Source organism: Ructibacterium sp. SJQ-7 (genome assembly GCF_054696575.1).
In genome coordinates, this window is record NZ_CP195193.1 from 2339437 (window position 1) to 2357981 (window position 18545).

At 38.5% G+C, this 18545-nt stretch carries 18 protein-coding genes; 13 read left to right on the forward strand and 5 right to left on the reverse strand.

Annotated elements, in window-relative coordinates; all coding sequences use genetic code 11:
* Positions 1–3: 3 nt before the first annotated feature.
* The gene (locus tag ACSAMO_RS10115) at positions 4–948 is read left to right on the forward strand and encodes an ROK family protein (RefSeq protein ID WP_117966549.1); all 945 of its coding nucleotides are present in this window, start codon (positions 4–6) and stop codon (positions 946–948) included.
* 172 nt (positions 949–1120) lie between these two features.
* On the opposite strand, the gene ACSAMO_RS10120 is transcribed toward ACSAMO_RS10115, so the two are convergent.
* Genes ACSAMO_RS10120 through ACSAMO_RS10130 form a run of 3 tightly spaced genes read right to left on the reverse strand, consistent with a single transcriptional unit; the run spans position 1121 to position 7245 of the window.
* Positions 1121–2221: an MBG domain-containing protein gene (locus ACSAMO_RS10120; RefSeq protein WP_118445990.1), complete on the reverse strand. Its 1101-nt coding sequence runs from the start codon at positions 2219–2221 to the stop codon at positions 1121–1123.
* A 27-nt stretch (positions 2222–2248) separates the two neighbouring features.
* The gene (locus tag ACSAMO_RS10125; protein ID WP_499209244.1) at positions 2249–5662 is read right to left on the reverse strand and encodes a bacterial Ig-like domain-containing protein; all 3414 of its coding nucleotides are present in this window, start codon (positions 5660–5662) and stop codon (positions 2249–2251) included.
* Positions 5605–7245: a rhamnogalacturonan lyase family protein gene (locus tag ACSAMO_RS10130; RefSeq protein ID WP_499209245.1), complete on the reverse strand. Its 1641-nt coding sequence runs from the start codon at positions 7243–7245 to the stop codon at positions 5605–5607. Before ACSAMO_RS10130 ends, ACSAMO_RS10125 begins: the two co-directional genes overlap by 58 nt.
* 204 nt (positions 7246–7449) lie before the next feature.
* On the opposite strand from ACSAMO_RS10130, the gene ACSAMO_RS10135 reads away from it, so the two are divergent.
* The 12 genes from ACSAMO_RS10135 to ACSAMO_RS10190 all read left to right on the forward strand — a co-directional run bounded on the left by ACSAMO_RS10135 (position 7450) and on the right by ACSAMO_RS10190 (position 16027).
* Positions 7450–8187, forward strand: coding sequence for a LysR family transcriptional regulator (locus tag ACSAMO_RS10135; protein ID WP_499209246.1), 738 nt, complete (start codon positions 7450–7452; stop codon positions 8185–8187).
* Between the two features lie 285 nt (positions 8188–8472).
* Positions 8473–8991 (forward strand): flavodoxin, encoded by a 519-nt coding sequence (locus ACSAMO_RS10140; RefSeq protein WP_118445995.1) that lies wholly within the window; start codon positions 8473–8475, stop codon positions 8989–8991.
* Between the two features lie 55 nt (positions 8992–9046).
* Positions 9047–9769, forward strand: coding sequence for a carboxymuconolactone decarboxylase family protein (locus tag ACSAMO_RS10145; RefSeq protein WP_499210099.1), 723 nt, complete (start codon positions 9047–9049; stop codon positions 9767–9769).
* A 1-nt stretch (position 9770) separates the two neighbouring features.
* Positions 9771–10601 carry an SDR family oxidoreductase gene (locus ACSAMO_RS10150; RefSeq protein ID WP_499209247.1) on the forward strand — a complete coding sequence of 277 codons (831 nt, stop codon included), beginning with the start codon at positions 9771–9773 and terminating at the stop codon, positions 10599–10601.
* Between the two features lie 155 nt (positions 10602–10756).
* Entirely contained in the window at positions 10757–11515 is a 759-nt protein-coding gene (larB, locus tag ACSAMO_RS10155; RefSeq protein ID WP_499209248.1) for a nickel pincer cofactor biosynthesis protein LarB, read from the forward strand.
* Complete coding sequence (gene larC, locus ACSAMO_RS10160; RefSeq protein ID WP_499209249.1) at positions 11512–12717, forward strand: nickel pincer cofactor biosynthesis protein LarC; 1206 nt, start codon at positions 11512–11514, stop codon at positions 12715–12717. Before larB ends, larC begins: the two co-directional genes overlap by 4 nt.
* Positions 12710–13513, forward strand: a complete 804-nt coding sequence (gene larE / locus ACSAMO_RS10165) for an ATP-dependent sacrificial sulfur transferase LarE (RefSeq protein ID WP_499209250.1) — start codon at positions 12710–12712, stop codon at positions 13511–13513. The genes larC and larE overlap by 8 nt, the downstream gene beginning before the upstream one ends.
* Positions 13514–13652: 139 nt before the next feature.
* Entirely contained in the window at positions 13653–13892 is a 240-nt protein-coding gene (locus ACSAMO_RS10170) for a DUF3791 domain-containing protein (protein ID WP_499209251.1), read from the forward strand.
* Positions 13889–14359 (forward strand): DUF3990 domain-containing protein, encoded by a 471-nt coding sequence (locus ACSAMO_RS10175; RefSeq protein ID WP_118446001.1) that lies wholly within the window; start codon positions 13889–13891, stop codon positions 14357–14359. Before ACSAMO_RS10170 ends, ACSAMO_RS10175 begins: the two co-directional genes overlap by 4 nt.
* Complete coding sequence (locus ACSAMO_RS10180) at positions 14356–14571, forward strand: DUF3791 domain-containing protein (RefSeq protein ID WP_118446002.1); 216 nt, start codon at positions 14356–14358, stop codon at positions 14569–14571. The genes ACSAMO_RS10175 and ACSAMO_RS10180 overlap by 4 nt, the downstream gene beginning before the upstream one ends.
* Before the next feature lie 421 nt (positions 14572–14992).
* A complete protein-coding gene (locus tag ACSAMO_RS10185; protein WP_499210100.1) occupies positions 14993–15442 on the forward strand; it encodes an NAD(P)-dependent oxidoreductase in 450 nt (149 codons plus the stop codon).
* 3 nt (positions 15443–15445) lie between these two features.
* Positions 15446–16027, forward strand: a complete 582-nt coding sequence (locus ACSAMO_RS10190; protein WP_022229762.1) for a dipicolinate synthase subunit B — start codon at positions 15446–15448, stop codon at positions 16025–16027.
* A 55-nt stretch (positions 16028–16082) separates the two neighbouring features.
* Here the strand turns inward: ACSAMO_RS10190 and ACSAMO_RS10195 are convergent, their stop codons facing one another.
* Both ACSAMO_RS10195 and ACSAMO_RS10200 read right to left on the reverse strand, forming a co-directional pair.
* Positions 16083–16430, reverse strand: coding sequence for an Hpt domain-containing protein (locus ACSAMO_RS10195; RefSeq protein ID WP_499209252.1), 348 nt, complete (start codon positions 16428–16430; stop codon positions 16083–16085).
* Positions 16431–16449: 19 nt separating this feature from the next.
* Entirely contained in the window at positions 16450–18465 is a 2016-nt protein-coding gene (locus ACSAMO_RS10200) for a diguanylate cyclase (protein ID WP_499209253.1), read from the reverse strand.
* Between the last annotated feature and the right edge of the window lie 80 nt (positions 18466–18545).

Sequence of the window (18545 nt, forward strand, 5' to 3'; positions counted from 1 at the left end):
TAGATGAAGTATTATATAGGAATAGATTTAGGTGGAACTAACATCGCTGCAGGAATTGTTGATAAAACAGGAAAAATTATTGCAAAGGATAGTGTTCCTACTTTGAATACACGTCCGATAGAAGCGATAATGCTTGATATGACTAAATTGTGTAAAACACTTTTAGATAAGTCGCAGATGGACATTAATAAGATTGAAGCAGTGGGCATTGGGTGTCCGGGAACGGTGGACAATAAAAATGGTATAATATCGTATTCAAATAATATCCCGATGAAGAATGTGCCAATGCGTAAATTTATGGAGAAACAACTTAATATTTCAGTGAATCTTGAAAATGACGCAAATGCAGCTGCCTTGGGCGAATATACGGCAAATGGACATAATGCTTCAAGCTATATTCTAATAACACTTGGTACAGGTATAGGCGGTGGTGCAGTTATTAACAGTAAAATTTATAGAGGATTTAACGGTGTAGGAATAGAACCGGGACATATGACACTTATAAACGGTGGTGAAAGGTGTACTTGTGGGAAACACGGCTGCTGGGAAACATATGGTTCTGTAACTGCTCTCATAAATCAGACTAAATTAAAAATGACTGACAATCCGGACAGCTTAATGCATAAAATTTCGGGGAAATTCGGTGAAGTAAATGGCAGAGTGGCTTTTGAGGCGGCAAAAGCAGGTGATAAGGCAGGGTTGGAAGTGGTTGAGAAATATACAGAATATGTTGCTGACGGTATAACAAGTGTCATAAATATTTTTGAACCTGAGATTTTGGTTATTGGTGGCGGAATAAGCAAAGAAGGGGAATATCTTTTGAATCCAATCAGAAAATTTGTTGAAATAAATGAATTCAATAAATATAGACCAAAGACAAAAATTGAAATTGCATCTTTGAATAATGATGCAGGAATTATAGGTGCTGCCTTAAGTGCGAATAGATAAATAATATATAGTATAGAAGCAAATATTAATATTTGTACATAAAATATAGATAAATGTAGATAAATGTAGTGTATTTTGTATTAAAGAAAGTGCAGATAGACAGTTAAATACAAAAGAACCGACCTTTCAACTATGAAGGTCGGTTCTTTTATATTGCAATAATGCTATTGTATTAATTTGTTATTTCAACCGGTGTTAGGTTGTTATCCCAAAGGAATATTTTTATACTATCGTTTTCTGCTATGTTTAATGATGAAATATCAATGGTTGAAATTTCGTCAGCTTTAAGAGAACAATGCTCTTTTTTGATACCGTCAAGAGTTCCGTTTTCTGCGTATGATACTACATAACAGTCTACATCTGTATCATGGTTAGAATATATTTTTACCGTTTTTGATGCTTTGTTATAACTTGAACCGTATACCGAAAGAGTACCGTTTACATATTCAATGTTATAATTATTTTTAACACCCGATGTAAATGTACAATCTGTTGGAGTGATAACGTATGTGCCGACATCACTGTCTTTTGTGTACTCACATGAGAATATTGTATCAAGTGTGTCATCACCGACAAGACCCAATGAAGTAAATTTGTATGCAGGCACGACTGAATTTACGTTTGTATTCATATTTTCAGCGGCAATCGTAAGATTTGCTTTATTTATAGTAAAAGGAACTTCTGTCGAACCAACATATTCTAAGTTGTCACTCGGTACTTTTACAACAAGTTTGTAGTCGCCTGCGTTTTCGCCTGCGTTTATCGGAGCAGAGTCAAGTGCCGTACCACTGTCAGTCTGCCAGATGTAATCAAATTCACTGTCATAGTCTGTACTTTCTGCAGTGCCGCTATACTGAACTGCAACACCGTCATATGTCTTGCTTTCAACGGTTACACCGCTTATATCAATCTTTTGTGCTTCTTTTACGGTAAGAGTGCCGTTTACATATGTGATGTCATAGTTATCCTTGCTGCCCGATGTAAATGTACAATCGGTCGGAATAATAGCATAATCGCCAATCGGACTTTCGACAGTGTAGTCACATGAGTATGTAGCTGACAGTGTATCTCCGTCAACAAGTCCGTCAGCTTTGTATGTAAATTCCGGAGCGTTCATGCCGAAAGCAATAGATTTATTTTCAGCCGTAACTGTAAGAGTCGCTTTGTTTATCGTGAACGGAATTTTAACCGAGCCTGTGTGTGCGAAAGTTTCATCCGATACCTTTACGACAAGCTTGTAGCTGCCTGCGTTTATCGGTGTACTGTTAAGCACTGTTCCGTCTGCTGTTTCCCAAATATATTAATAGTCACCGCTGTAGTTATCGCTTGTCGGTGTGCCGCTGTATTCAATCGGCTTGCCGTCATATGTCTTACCTTCAACTGTTACGCCGCTTATCGAAACAGCTTCCGCTTCTTTGACTGTTACATCAAAAGTAGCGGAAAAACCTTTGTAGCTAACCGTTACAGTTTGTGTGCCGACCGTGTTTTTGTCGTAGCCGCTAAGTGTATAAGCCATAGTGGTTTGAGTTGATTCGTCCTCAAATGTTACGGTAACAACCATGCCGACTGTTTTCAAATCTTGTCCGACATAATATTCCGTAGTTGTCGGTGGGGTAGTGATTTCGATTTTCGTAATTTGAGGTTCTGCAACCGTAACGTCAAATGTAGCCGTTTGATTTCTGTATGTAACGGTTATTGTCTGCGTGCCCGATTTTGTCTTGTCGTAGCCGGTTACGGAATAACCCGATTTTATTACTTCGCTTTGATTATCGTCATATGTAGCTTTTACGCTCATGCCAGATGTATCAAGGCTTTCGCCGTATTTGTATTCAAGTTTTGTAGACTTTGTAAGTTCAATGCCCTTTACGGAAATTACATTGACTTCAAATTCTGTCGACAGACCTTGATATGTAACTGTGATTGTCTGTTTTCCTAATTTTGTCTTGTTAAAACCTCTTACAGAGTAACCGTCGGGAACGGTAATTCTTTGATTATCGGAGGTTACGGCTGTAACAACCATGCCGTCAGTGTTAAGGTCTTGACCTTCAAGGTATGTTGTCTTTGTAGGAGGTGTTACCTCAATAGACGATATACCGTTTACGGTAACGTCAAAGTTCGCCGAATAATCACCGTATGAAACGGTTACAGTCTGCTTACCGACTGTTGTTTTGTCATAACCGCTTACCGTATAAGCCGTTGTTCCGACAGACTTGTCGGAATAATTCAATTTTGCGACCATTCCTTCAAGGTTAAGTTCTTCGCCGAGTGCATATGATGTCTTTGTCGGAGGAGTAAGAGTCAGTGATGAAATTTTATCTTCATATATTTTCAGATTGTCAAGTTGTATATTACCCTTACCGCCGTAGAATACGAATTTTCCAAATTTATCGCCCGATGTTGTGACTTTTCTTGAGTCAAGGTCATTTCCCGACTTGTCGCTTATTGTTAAGAACAAGTCCTTTTTGTTGTTCACCGCAAGATGAATATTGACCCATTTGCCAACGGGTATATTTGCGTTTTTGTTTACGGATAAATATTGGTCGTATGTAAGCTTACCAGCTGCAGATGAGTTTGATAAATATGAATCGGTCATTCCGTAAAGCTGTACATTTGACGTATCGTTTTGATACAATGCGTCAAAGTCAAATACAAGGTATTTGTTTGCGGGAATGTTCGCAAATTCCGGCAAAGCTACGCTGTCGCCAAGCGTAATGCTCGGACCTCTTTCCGGATTTGCCGAGCCGCCGGTTGCTATTTCAAGTGATTTGTTGCCGTTATCCGTAAGTATTGCAAAGTGCGGGTATGAGTCTAATTTTTGTTTGTTTGTGCCCAATTTTAATTTAAACGGTCCTAAGTCTTGATTTTGTTCAGTTAATGTTTGACTCTTAATTGTTATTTGAGAATCGTCATAGCTTTCAAAGTCATCATTTACATAGGTCGTAAGTTCACTGCTTACTATTGTAACGGTGAATGTTGCCGTTTTTCCCTCGTATGAAACTGTTAAGGGGGTTGTACCGACTGTCTGATTATCAAAACCGCTTACGTCAAAGCCGTCCGTTATTGTTTTTGATGAGCCGTTCGCATAGTTTAGTTTTACGGATAAGCCACTTTTATCAAGCGGTTCGCCTGTAAAGTAGGTTGTTTTGTTTGGCTTTGAGGCTATTTCGATTGAGGAAAGCTCGCCCGCTGATACCGTAACGTCAAATGTATCCGTCATATCAAGGTAATGAACGGTTACGGTCTGCTTACCGACCTTTGTCGGGTCATAACCGCTTACCGTGTAATCGGTAATAGTTTTTGAGGTCTTGTCCGAATAGTATGCTTTTACAACCATACCGCTTAGGTCAAGATTATCGCCGTAGGTGTATGATGTTTTAGTAGGTTCGGTTGTTATGTCGATTGAGTCGAAAAGAGTTGTTGTCGAAAGTGACATATAGCCGATATCAATTTGTATGCCGTATGAGTAGAACTCAAATTTATCAATATATTTGCCAACCGTCATAAATGAATTTGTATAAAGCTGATTTCCGTCAAGGTCGGTCATTGTGATTGTTGCGTTGTTATTCTTGCCGTCATATTTTGATATTTCGATATTTACGTTAAACCATTCGTTAAGTGGAATACTATTGTTATTCTTATATGAAAGGTAAGGGTCGTAAATAGGTTGGCTGCTTGTGACTTTGGAGGAATTGGTTACGCCGTAAATTTGCATTGTATCTTTTTCTGAATGATAGTATGCGTCAAAGTTAAGTACGATTTTTTCGTTATCGGATAATTCCGTGAAGTTAGGTACATAGCTTTCTTCGTTGAATCTAAATGACGCACCACGGTCTACAGTGGCAGTACTACCACCGAAGCATGCCAAAAAGCTTTTGCCGTTTCTGTTTCCGATGAAGTAACCGCTTGTTTTATCACCGCCGCCATCGCGAGAACCGACAATTAAATCAAGACCGTCAAGCTTTTGCGATTGACTGACTGTATCTTGACGTGAAATTGTTATATCTGAAAGGTCGTTGTCTTGAAAATTGTCACTGTAATATGTTGTGCCGTTTGTGACGTTTACCTTAAAGGAAGCACTTGCGTTGCCCGATGAAACCGTAACAGTCTGTTCGCCGAGCTTGCTCGGGTCATAGCCGGTTGTTTCGTAATCGGTAAGTTCGCTGACTCTGCCGTTTTCGTATGTTGCTATAAGCTTTAAGCCCGTTGTATCAAGCTGTTCACCTTTTATGTAATTCTTCTTGACAGGCTCGTGTTCAATTCGGATATTTGTGACATTACCTCTCATTACCGCTTCACTCATGTACATACTTACATGAGGAGGCTGGTTATATGCTGACTGTTCCGAAGCAACACCGCTTCTGTACACGCTGTCAAACATAAGGCTCTTAATTTTATATTCACTTGGAATATTTGTTGTATATACTCGAAGTGCATCGTTTGTCGTAAGAGGGTAGATAACTTCCTCACGCCAGTCACAGAAGATGTCGGCTTGAAGTGCCGGGTTTGCTTTTGAGCCGTTTATGCTTGTACAGCCGTCTGCCGTGAAGATTGTGCTTCTTCCCGCACCGTTCCATGAAGCAATGCTTGTACCGCTAAGTTCCTCGTCATAAAGGTCACCGTCCCAGAAAACTCTAAAATTCTGCCCCATGCTTGCATTTACCTGTTTAAATACGTTGTTGCCGTATGCAACATATGTACCTGCATTAGAGGACATCTGATAATATCCGCCCATGCCATGTTTGCCATAAGACCGCGTCCGGTGTCGTGACTGTCGGAAACGTGGAATGCTTCTTCACCCGTTTTTGCGTCCATAAGTGTCATACCGAAGTCGCCGTGCTCATGAACGGAAAAGTATTCGAAATTATTGTTTGTAGGGTCGTAGTTGCCGATATGAAGTGCATCACCGTGTTGTCTGCCGCCGTACCACTTCGGCATAAGCTTGTCCTCGTCGTTTACCTCATAGCAAAGCGTTGCACTCATAAATTCATTATTACCGTCGTCGTCAACGTCTGCAACCGTCATATTATGGTTACCCTCGCCGACATATTTTTCGTTACCCGGAGTGTATGCGTCGGTATCTTTGCTGTATGTATCGAATTTGTATTTAGGGTTTAGAACGCCGTTTTCAAGACTGATACCGCATGCACCGTGACGCTGTCTGCCGTTTCTGCCCATGTAGTAACCTCTCCAGTAAACCGCATAAGGACGTTGACCGTCAAGCCATGCGACGCTTGCAACGTATCTGTCACAGCGGTTTCCGTTTGTATCACCCCAACTTTCGTAGTCAAGACGTGGGATAGGGTAGTATATTGTATCGATTGTTTTAACTGTTTCGCCGTCAAATGCGGTAAAGTATTCGTTACCGTCCAATATGTAGCCGTTTTGATTTACATAGCTGACGGTATTGTCATTGGCATTTCTGATTTCTTCAACGCTGCTTGTTTCCGAAACGTATTTGCCCGCACCGTCGATTGAACCCGGAGCTGTTTTGCAGGCAACTTCCGCTTTACCGTCCATATCGAAATCATAAACAAGGAATTGGGTATAGTGTGCACCCGCACGGATGTTTTTACCTAAATCAATACGCCATAATTTTTTGCCGTTAAGCTTGTATGCGTCAAGATAAACATTTCCCGTCAATCCCGCCTGTGAATTATCACGTGGAGCACAGTCCCATTTTACAACGAGTTCATATTCTCCGTCACCGTCAAGGTCACCGCATGAGGTATCACCGATAGTGTATTCATTTACCTTGGTTTCCTCTTTCCACTGATTTTCGGGTAATTCGTTCCCATTCTCATCAGTGGTTATTATAGTTGTTGTGGTAAGCGTTGTCTTCGGTCTGTCAACGGGAATGTCAAAGTAATTCGAACCGATTGCAAACGGAGCGACAGAATCACTTTTCTCTCCCTCAACACCGTTTACAATCGGTGCTACTTGATATGTGTCGCTACTCGTACCGTTAGGGTCGATATAGTTTGTCGAATATGTTTCGGTTGCAAGAAATGTACCGTTTTTGTATATATTAAATGGTACGTTATTTTGAGCCGTTCCGTATACCTCGTCCTCGTCAACCATAAGTCGCCAAGATAAGTAGTTACCGCCGTTCAATGCTTGAACGACAAGACCTCTGTTTAATGATTCCATAGGTCTGTCAGATGCATCGTGGCTGTATAGTACAGCACTTGTACCGTCTATGACATCGTTGACTTCGGCATTTGAAACAATCGGTAATGTTGCCGGAATCATTGTACACGCCATTAGAACGGCTAATGCTTTTGCAGTAAGTTTTTTCATTAGTTTACCTCCGTATTTGAAAAAATTCATTCACTGCATAATTATAAATCTGATTTATGTTAAAATCAAGATAAATATTAGTAATATCAATATTTTAAGAGTAATATATCAAAAGTATAAAATATATTTTATTAGTGACTTTAACTCTTGATTATGATATAATCAGTATAGAAGAAAATAAACGTTAGAGCGGTAGGTGGGGATATGTTATTGCGGCAAATAAAATATTTTTGTACGATTGTCGAGGAGGGCAGTTTTACGGAAGCGGCGGAGAAGTGTTTTATATCGCAATCGGCAATTTCACAGCAGATACAATCTCTTGAAAAAGAGTTAGGTGTTAAACTTATAAAAAGAGAAAATCGTCGATTTTCTCTTACGCATGCAGGTGAATATATGTATAGGCACGGAACGTCGCTTCTTTTAGAAACTGAACGTATATGCAAAGAAGTACAGCGTATAGGTCGAGATGACGAGTTGATATTAAAAATTGCTTATCCGAAACATTACAGCAGTATAGAATTGAATAACGCAATCGCATTATTTTCGGAAAAGTATCCTGAAGTGTCTATAAGTGTTATTACGGGAACACATGAGGAAATATATGACTTGTTACGTTCTGATGATATAGACATCGCAAATGACCAAAGACGTGCATTTTCGGACGAATTTGTAAATTTTGAACTTGGAAAAGCACGTTGTTATGCAGAGGTTTGTTTAAGAAACGATTTAAGCAAAAAAGAAAGTGTAAACGTTGATGATTTGAAAAATATGCCGTGTATTTTGATAACGTCAAAGGAACAACAAAAATCAGAACGTGAATTTTATCAGCAGGTACTTGGATTTGGCGGTAATTTTATTTATGCTCAAACTCTTGATGAGGGACAACTTATGGTTGCGGGTAATCGTGGATTTATGCCTGTTGAACGTATCGGCACATTTTGAAATATAAATCCCGCCGCAAAGCGTTTACCGCTGTTACGAGCCGGAAAACAGATACAACGTAATTACTGCGCCTTTTGGAAAGTTAAAAATTCAAATTATTACATAGAGGAATTTGCAAACGAATTAAAAGTACAACTAAATAAAAACTAAAATGCGCACATATTTGTGCGTGTTTTTTGTTTCACATAAGTTTAACTTATGAAAATGATTAAAATATTGATTTGATAATAATGGTTTGTTGTATTAAAATTAAATCATAAATTGAAAGTAAATGAGGTGTACGAAATGTCAAAGAATTTAATTATTTATTATTCAAGAAAAGGTCAGAATTATTGGAACGGAAGTATTAAAAATTTGGATAAAGGCAACACAGAGATTGTAGCAGAGTTTATTCAAAAATCTGTCGGCGGAGATTTATTTGAGATTGAAACGGTAAAGGAATATTCCGCCGATTATTATGAATGTATCGATGATGCAAAGCAAGAGCTTAACAGCGGCGCAAGACCTGAACTTAAAAAATATCTTTACAGCATTGATGAGTATGAAAATATATTTATATGCGGTCCATGTTGGTGGGGTACTTATCCTATGGCGGTATTTACACAGCTTGAAAGACTTGATTGGAACGGTAAAAAGGTAATTGCCGTAATGACGCATGAGGGTAGCGGTCTTGGCAGTGGTGAGCGAGATTTAAAGAAAATATGCACAGGAGCAATTTTTGAAAAAGGTTTTGCCGTTCACGGTGCAGACGCTTCAAAGTCAGAAAAGCTTGTTGCGGACCAGGCAAAACAAATAGTGAAATAATAAAAGGAGTAAGAAAGTGGCAATAACGAAATTTTCAAGAAATTATCATGAAAAAATGTTTCCGAAATACCATTCTGCTTTTTTGGAAACAGATCCCGAATTTATTGAGCGATTTGACAACTTTGCGTTTGACGAAGTTGTAAACAGTGATGACCTTGACGATAAAACAAGATTTATCGCAATTTTAGCCTCACTTTTAGGTTGTCAGGGTGTAGATGAATTTTCGGTAATGCTTGGTGCGGCAATGAACTTTGGCGTTACACCCGTTGAGATACGAGAGATTGTATATCAAGCAACGGCATATTTGGGAATAGGCAGAGTTTTTCCGTTTTTAAAGGTGATGAACAAAGTCTTTACTGAAAAAGGAATAAAACTCCCGCTTGAAAATCAAGCCACTACAACAACTGAAAATCGCCGTGAAGAAGGAACAAAGGCACAGGTTGAAATTTTTGGCGAGGGTATGCGTGACTTTTGGAAGTCCGGACCGGAAGAAAGCCGACATATAAATTTATTGCTTGCCGATAATTGTTTTGGCGATTATTACACTCGAAAAGGTCTTAACTACAAACAACGAGAAATGATTACATTTTGTTTCCTTGCGGCACAAGGCGGCTGTGAACCTCAGCTTACAAGTCATGCGGCGGCAAATATGCGTATAGGAAACGACAAAATATTTTTAATAAAAATTATATCGCAGTGTCTGCCATACATTGGCTATCCACGTTCATTAAACGCACTTAGATGTGTAAACAGTGCAGCGGAAAAGGAGGATTTTTAAAATGAGTAGAACATGGTTAATTACAGGAGTGTCAAGCGGTTTTGGATATGAAATGACAAAACAGTTGCTTGAAAAAGGTGATGTCGTAATCGGAACGGTTAGGAATACTGCAAAAGTTGAGGATTTAATACAAAAATATCCGGTAAATTTTGATTGTCGTATTCTTGATGTGACAGATGTAGCGGCAGTGCAACAGACAGTAAAAGAATCATTTGAAAAACACAGAAAAATCGACGTTGTTGTAAGTAATGCAGGATACGGCTTGTTTGGCTGTGCGGAGGAATTATCAGATGATGAAATCAATCACATTATTGCAACTAATTTGACAGGTTCAATTCAGCTTATAAAAACTTCACTTCCTTATTTAAGAAAACAAGGCGGTGGAAGAATTATTCAATTATCATCATACGGCGGTCAGGTTGCATATCCTGCAAATTCAATGTACCATGCCACAAAATTCGGTATTGAGGGATTTTGCGAAGCAGTTGCACAGGAAGTGGCACAGTTTAATATCGGAGTAACCATTGTAGAGCCGAGAGGCGCGAGAACAGAGTTCCGTTACGGCAGTGCAAAGGTCGCAAACCTTATGGACGAGTATGAAAGCTGTCATGGATTTTTGAATATGCTTGACGCGTCAAAGGGACTTGCACCGGGAGATCCGGCAAAAATGGCACAACGTATAATTGAAAGCGTTGATATGGAAAAAGCACCGCTTAGAATGGTGCTCGGTTCACAAGCACTATCAGCAACGATTGAAAGATTAAAAGAAAGAATTGCGGACTATGAAACACAAACGGAGCTTGCCGCTTCAACAGATATAAAAGGAAAGTAGTTAAACATTAGTCGGTTCAAATGTGCGAGATGAGGTTAATTCTTGGGTTGAAGGATTAAATAAATAATGATATAATAAAAGTGAATAATCAGCAAAATTAAGCGACTTTGCCGCAGAATGCGGCAAGCCGCCTTTTGTGCGTTGAAGGTGAATTTATGGAACAGAACGAAATCAAAAAATTATTGCAAAATGTTGCAAACGGAGATATTTCAGTTGATGACGCATTGCTTCATATAAAAAATGAGCCGTTTGAAGATTTGGGATATGCAAAACCGGATTTTCATAGAAAATCGCGTCAAGGTGTATCGGAAGTGATTTACGGTGCAGGGAAAACCGCCGAACAAATAATAGGCATTTCAAAATCTTTTGCGGAACATGGACAAAAAGATATTTTAATCACAAGACTTGACAAAGCAAAGGCAGAGAAAATCAACAAAGAAATTCCGCTTGATTATTACGATATGGCAAATATCGGCATTATAGGCTCTATGCCGAAAGAACGTGTCGGGAAAATTGTTATCGCAACAGGCGGGACAAGTGATATACCTGTTGCGGAGGAGGCGGCAATTACAGCTGAAATGCTTGGTAACAATACCGCACGTTTATATGATGTAGGCGTTGCCGGTATTCACAGATTACTTACGCATACGGAAGAAATAATGACCGCTCGTGTTGTTATTGCGATTGCGGGAATGGAGGGGGCACTTGCAAGTGTTATCGGCGGACTTGCGGATTGTCCTGTTATAGCCGTTCCGACAAGTGTGGGTTACGATGCGTCTTTCGGAGGTATAGCGGCACTTTTGTCGATGCTTAATTCATGTGCAAGCGGTGTAAGCGTTGTAAATATCGATAATGGTTTCGGAGCGGCATTTCAAGCAAGTATGATAAATCATATGGGAGGACTTAATGAATGAAAACTTTATATATTGAATGTAATATGGGTGCGGCAGGTGATATGTTGATGTCTGCATTGTTGGAGTTGCACCCGAATGCAGATGAATTTTTGAATAGGTTAAATAAACTTGGTATTCCGAATGTAACCGTAAGTAAGACGGCAAGTGTAAAGTGTGGCATAACGGGAACGCATATAGATGTAAGCGTAAATGGTGAACATGAGGACGAGCATATGCACGACCATCACCACGACCATCATCACCACCATCACCATACCGGTATGCACGAAATCGAACATATCATAGAACATTTTGATATTCCCGAAAAGGTACGCACAGATATATTGGCGGTGTATCATTTGATTGCGGAGGCTGAAAGCCACGCACATGGCTGTGAAATTGAACAAATACATTTTCACGAAGTTGGACAAATGGACGCCGTAGCGGATATTACAGGTGTCTGTATGCTGATACACGAGTTGGGTATTGATAAAATCATCGCTTCGCCAATTCATGTCGGTTGCGGTCAAGTGCAGTGTGCACACGGAATATTGCCCATTCCTGCACCGGCAACGGCATATATATTAAAGGATATTCCGATTTATGGAGGAAACGTTCAAGGTGAATTGTGTACGCCGACAGGTGCGGCACTTTTGGCACGTTTTGTAGACGAGTTCGGCAATATGCCTGTTATGCGTGTTTCAAAAATCGGTTACGGAATGGGTACAAAGGACTTTGATACGGCAAATTGTATTCGTGTTATGCTCGGTGAAACGGAAAGCGAAACACAACAAGTTTTAGAGTTAAAATGTAATATTGATGATATGACCGCAGAGGAAATCGGATATGCGACAGAGCAACTTCTGAAATTGGGAGCGGTTGACGTGTTTACTGTGCCAATCGGTATGAAAAAGAACCGCCCGGGAACTTTGCTTTCGTGTATATGTAAAACTTCGGACAAGGAAACAATGGTAAATGCAATATTCAGATACACTTCGACTATAGGTATAAGACAAAATATTTATGAGCGTTACATACTTGACAGAACAGAAAACACAGTAAAAACAAAGTACGGAGATGTTCGTGTTAAACAGTCGGAGGGGTATGGTGTAAAACGTGTAAAAGCCGAATATGACGACGTTGCAAGAATTGCGGATAAACTTGGTATTTCCATAAGCGAAACACGCAGATTGATAGGAGAGGAATTAGAGAAAAATGAATAGTAAGTACGAGAAAATGATAGAGAATTTGAAATCATTAGGCAGTGTTGCAGTAGCGTTTTCGGGCGGTGTAGATTCTACATTTTTGTTAAAGGCGGCGAAGGAAGCACTTGGAAATAATGCTCTTGCCGTTACGGTACGCTCATGTATAATTTCGAGTAATGAAATTTGCGAAGCGGAGGAATTTTGCAAAAGTGAAAATATCCGTCATATTATATGTGATGTTAACCCGCTTGATATAAACGGTTTTGCGGATAATCCGACAAATCGTTGTTATATCTGTAAAAAAGAAATATTCAGCCTTATAAAGCAAGTTGTCGCGGAAAACGGTGTAAATGTGGTTGCGGAAGGCTCAAACCTTGATGATAACGGTGACTATCGACCGGGTATGAAAGCAATTCATGAGTTGGGAGTATTAAGCCCTCTGCAAACGGCAGGGTTTACAAAACAGGAAATTCGAGATATGTCCGAAGAACTCGGACTTCCTACTTGGAATAAACCGTCTTTCGCTTGCCTTTCGTCACGATTTGTGTACGGCGAAAAAATCACCGCCGAAAAGCTTGAAAGAGTAGGAAAAGCGGAACAAATATTGAGAAATTCGGGCTTTAAACAGTTTAGAGTTCGTATTCACGGCGATATTGCACGAATAGAATTACTGCCGGAGGACTTTGAAAAAATGCTTAAAATGAGAGAAGAATTATATGCAAGTATAAAGGCTCTTGGATTTTCTTATGTGACTATGGACTTACAAGGCTATCGTACGGGTAGTATGAATGAAGTAATTGCGACTGATAAATAATAAATGAGCCTGTCGACAAAATAAGGAAAGATAAAATTGTTTGGAATATTACAAAGTTTAATATTCCGTGTAAAAAAATTTATGAGATTGATAAGCTCGTAAAAATATGCTATACTTGAACAGTAAAGGGGTGATTGATGTGAATTATAATGAGAAGAAATTCGGCAATAAAGAATTGGAGTTTGCTATTTTTTGTATCGAAAATGTTGCAGATAAGTTAAATATTGATGCCCCAAAAGTTTATTCAATGCTAACAGAACAAACAAATATTTTGAATGAATATATTATTCCTGAGTATGAGATTTTACACACGCAGAGTAAAGATTATATCGTTGATGATATAATTGAAGTTATGAAAGAAAGAGGTGTGGAAATATGATTTTATATCATGGTTCGTTTATAGAGATTAACAAGCCGGATTTAAAACATTCCAGACCTAATGTTGATTTTGGAAAAGGTTTTTATACTACTCCAATATACGAACAAGCGGTAAAGTGGTGCAGTAAATTTAAGAAACGTGGGAAGAATGGTATTGTTACACGTTATGAATTTGATGAAAACGATAATAAAGCACTTAAAATTTTGAAATTCGATTCCTATTCTGAAGAATGGCTTGATTTTATTTTGAATTGTCGCAGGGGAAAAGACAATACAGATTATGATATGGTTATTGGCGGTGTTGCCAATGATAAGGTATTCAACACGGTTGAGTTGTTCTTTGACGGATTGATAGATAAAACAGAAGCAATAGGCAGACTACGATATGAGAAACCGAATTTACAAATAGCTTTTCGTACAGATAAAGCATTAACCTATTTGCACTTTGAAGGGAGTGAACAACTATGAATGCTAATCCGATTTTGTTGCAAAAGAAATATGCTCGTGTGGTTGAGCTTTTTGCAAAGGAAAATGCAATCACTATTGAAAATGCGTTGGATATTTTTTATCATTCACAGTTGTATGAATTAATGAGTAACGGTGTATCTGATATGCATTGTATGAGCGATGAATATCTTGTACAGGAATTGATTAATGAACAAGAAGGAGTGAATGGTTGAAGAAAATAAAAATGTTATCAAGTCGCAATTTATATTTTACAATACAAAATCCCAACAAACCGCACTGTTAAGCTGTTTTGGTGCATTTGTTTGAAACAGAAAAAACGGTGAAGCGTTAGATAAAATGCAGGCGAATTTACAGCACAAAAAGATTTATGTGAACGGGATAAAGAAAGAGTGTGACTGCAAGTAGGGTTAAAACAGGCAAGCTGATGAACCGCCTCCAATTAGTTAGATTTTTGGTCTGACTTTTGGGGGCGGTTCAATAGAGCTTGTCTTTATTTATTGTTATATTAGATTACAATATATCATTTTATTTTGCGTATGACTTTCTGAGCATTTAAACAAATCATTAGGGGAGGAAATCAATAGCCATATCCCTAATGCCGTTCCTACGGCAGAGGGAGCGATTGAAATAGCGATTGCGGAAACACCTTTTACAATTCACGGAAGTAAAAGCCTTGTTTTAGGTTATGGTAAAATCGGAAAAATATTATCAAAGGATTTATATGCTCTGGGTGCTCAAACATATGTGGAGGCACGAAAATATGCCGATCTTGCTATGATTGAGGGACATGGATATGAGCCGTTGCCGCTTGATAACTTAAAAGACCACATACATGAGTTTGATATAATTTTTAACACCATACCTTCACTGATTTTGGACGATGAAATTTTAACAAAAGTCAAAAAAGACGCTCTTATTATCGACCTTGCCTCCAAACCCGGGGGGATTGATTTTGATGCCGCAAAATCATACGGCTTAAAAGTAATTTGGGCATTGTCGTTACCGGGTAAAATTGCTCCCGTTTCGTCCGGAGCAATTATCAAAGACACGATTATGAATATTATCAAAGAATTGGGGGTGTAATAAATGGATTGGGAAAATAAAACCATTGGTTTTGCAATGTGCGGTTCATTCTGCACTTTCAAAAAAGCAATGGGGGTACTTGAAAAGCTCACGCAAACCGGTGCGAATGTTATACCTATTATGAGTGAGATGTCTTACAACACCGACACGCGATTTGGCAAAGCAGAAGATTTTCGTACCAACATAACAAATCTAACCGGCAACAACATTATATGCTGTGTTAAAGACGCAGAGCCGATTGGACCGAAAAACTTACTCGACCTACTTGTCGTACTGCCATGCACGGGCAACACTCTTGCAAAAATTGCAAACGGAATTGCCGACACATCTGTTACCATGGCAGTAAAAGCTCATTTAAGAAACCAAAAGCCTGTACTTTTAGCCGTATCCACCAACGACGGACTCGGTACTGCCGCTAAAAATATAGGAACACTTCTAAACTGCAAAAATCTATATTTTCTGCCTTTCTCACAAGATGACTACATAAAAAAGCCTAACTCACTTGTAGCCGACTTTGAAAAATTACCCGATGCGGCAATCGCCGCCTTTGAGGGCAGACAGCTCCAGCCTGTGCTGGGCTTTTAATATAGATTCCGTATGACAAAAAATACCGACTTCTGTTTGAAGTCGGTATTTTAAATTAATCAATTTCTTTGATTTTTGCAATCAAATCCGTATACAGTCTTTCAACTGCATTATACAATTCGTCACAATTATCAATGACTCTGTTTCTGAGTTTTTCTGTAAGTTCATAGCTTGCCTCATACAGTCTTTCAAAACCCAAATTTGAGCAAACACCTTTTAGCGTATGTACTGCACAAAAAGCCTTTTCGGCGTCATTTTCTTTTAAGCCGTCTTTCAAATTATTAAAAGATGGATCTTCAGGAAACTTAAAAACAAACTTTTTAATCATATTTTCATCACAAAGTCTTTTGATAACGTCTTTATAATCTGAATCAATTTGCTCATAAAACTCTTTTAATGTCATTCTGTTTTTCTCCTTTGTTTTACAGTGTATTTATGTTCATATCTCGTTCTATTTCCTGAATGGTTTTCTTATATGTTTCCTTTTTCACAGAAACGCTGCTGTCAAGTTCGGTTTTTATTCTGTCTTGAATTTCAACCAAACATTCCAAAAGCAATGGATTAAATGCACCGCATTCGCCGTTTAAAATCATTTCCATAGCCTTTTCGTGTGAAAATGCTTTCTTATATACACGCTCACTCACAAGTGCGTCATATACATCTGCTATTGAAACAATTTGAGCCGATATAGGAATTTCATCACCCTTCAAGCCGTCGGGATAACCATTACCGTCATATCGTTCGTGATGCCAACGGCCTATCTCACAAGCCGTTTTTACCAACGGTTCGTCTTGATACAATTCAAGACTTTTCAACATTTTTTCACCTATCACGGTATGTTCTTTCATAATTTCATATTCTTCTTTTGTAAGCTTGCCGGGTTTATTCAATATTTCTTCGGGGATACCTATTTTTCCTATATCATGAAGTGCCGAACCGTTTGTTATATAAAAACGTTTCGACCATGAAAGATAATACTTATCCGTCTTTTGGACAATTTTTTCCAAAAGCATTCCTGTCAGTGTGCTTATATTTCTGACGTGCATACCGCTCTCGTTGTTTCTGAATTCAACGATTTGGCTCAGTATGTCTATCATCATTTTATTGTTTTTCTCTTTTTCATAAACTTGATCGGTTATCAAATTTATAAGCCGTCTTTGCTTAGCGTACAATTTTATTGTGTTTAAAACACGCTGATAAACGACCTTTGCGTCAAACGGTCTGCTTATATAATCCGACACGCCCATTTCATATGCGCGTCTTATATATTGATTGGAATCTTCGCTTGAAATCAGAATTACAGGAATATCTTCAATCCAATTATTGTTATTCATATAATTAAGCACTTCAAAGCCGTCCATACCCGGCATAACAATATCAAGCAAAATAATATCTATACCGGTGCCATACTTTTCGATTATTTCAAGACATTCTTCGCCGCTTGACGCGTTGATGATCTCATAATCCGATTTCAGTATTTCAGTCAAAATCATTCTGTTCATATATGAATCGTCAACCACAAGCACGCGTTGTCTGTCTTTTACTTCTGATTCATTGTCAATGACGCCAAACTCATTTTCTTCGGTTACAACCATACCTTTTTGATGGCTTTTCACCTGCAACATCAATTTGTCGGCACGATGCATAGCCGATTCAATCGTTTCGTTGTGAGTCATAACTCCGCCTATGCTGACAGACAAACGTATTTTTGAATATCCGTCAACCTTAACCTCTTTGATTCTTGTTCGTATCTGTTGAAGTTTTTTATTAAAGATATTGTTGTGTATACCAGGGAGTACAAGTAAAAATTCATCTCCGCCAAAACGAATAATCTTATCTGAACTTCTTATACATTTTTTGATTGCACTGACGATTGTTTCAAGCGCCATATCTCCTGCATTGTGACCGTAGGAATCATTATAAAGTTTGAAATCGTCTAAATCAATCATTGCCACACCGGCATTTTCATTCAAATCTTTAATATTATCTTCGTAATAACGTCTGTTGTAAACACCTGTCAGAGGGTCACGATAAAGCTCGTTTTTGTAACCGGTTAGGTTATCCATTAGAATTCTTCTGCCATCGTTATCTATAAGATTTTCATTGTCAAGACGGTGCACCATTTCCATAACGCAAGGTACTCCGTCAATCTCAAAATATTTCGCGATTATTTGATATATGTTATTTTCCAAACATTCAAGCTTTGTATATTGCTTTTTTTGGGTCAAAGCTTTTTCGGACACACAGTTTTCACATTGCTTGTCCTTGTTCCAAAAATCATAACATCTGCACATATTCTCATCAAGTTCCGGCTCTTGACCGCATTGCATTCTGCGAATATCTGTGGATTTTATAATTCGTACAACATCAAAAACTTCTCTGTAAATTTTCATTTTTTCTTCAGCCTGTTTAGTTGTCAATTTTATATTTGAATCCATTAATTTACCTCCTCGTTATAATATCAAACTAAACAATAACAAAATATACCAATTTAGGCTAAATGTTTTTGTAAAATTAA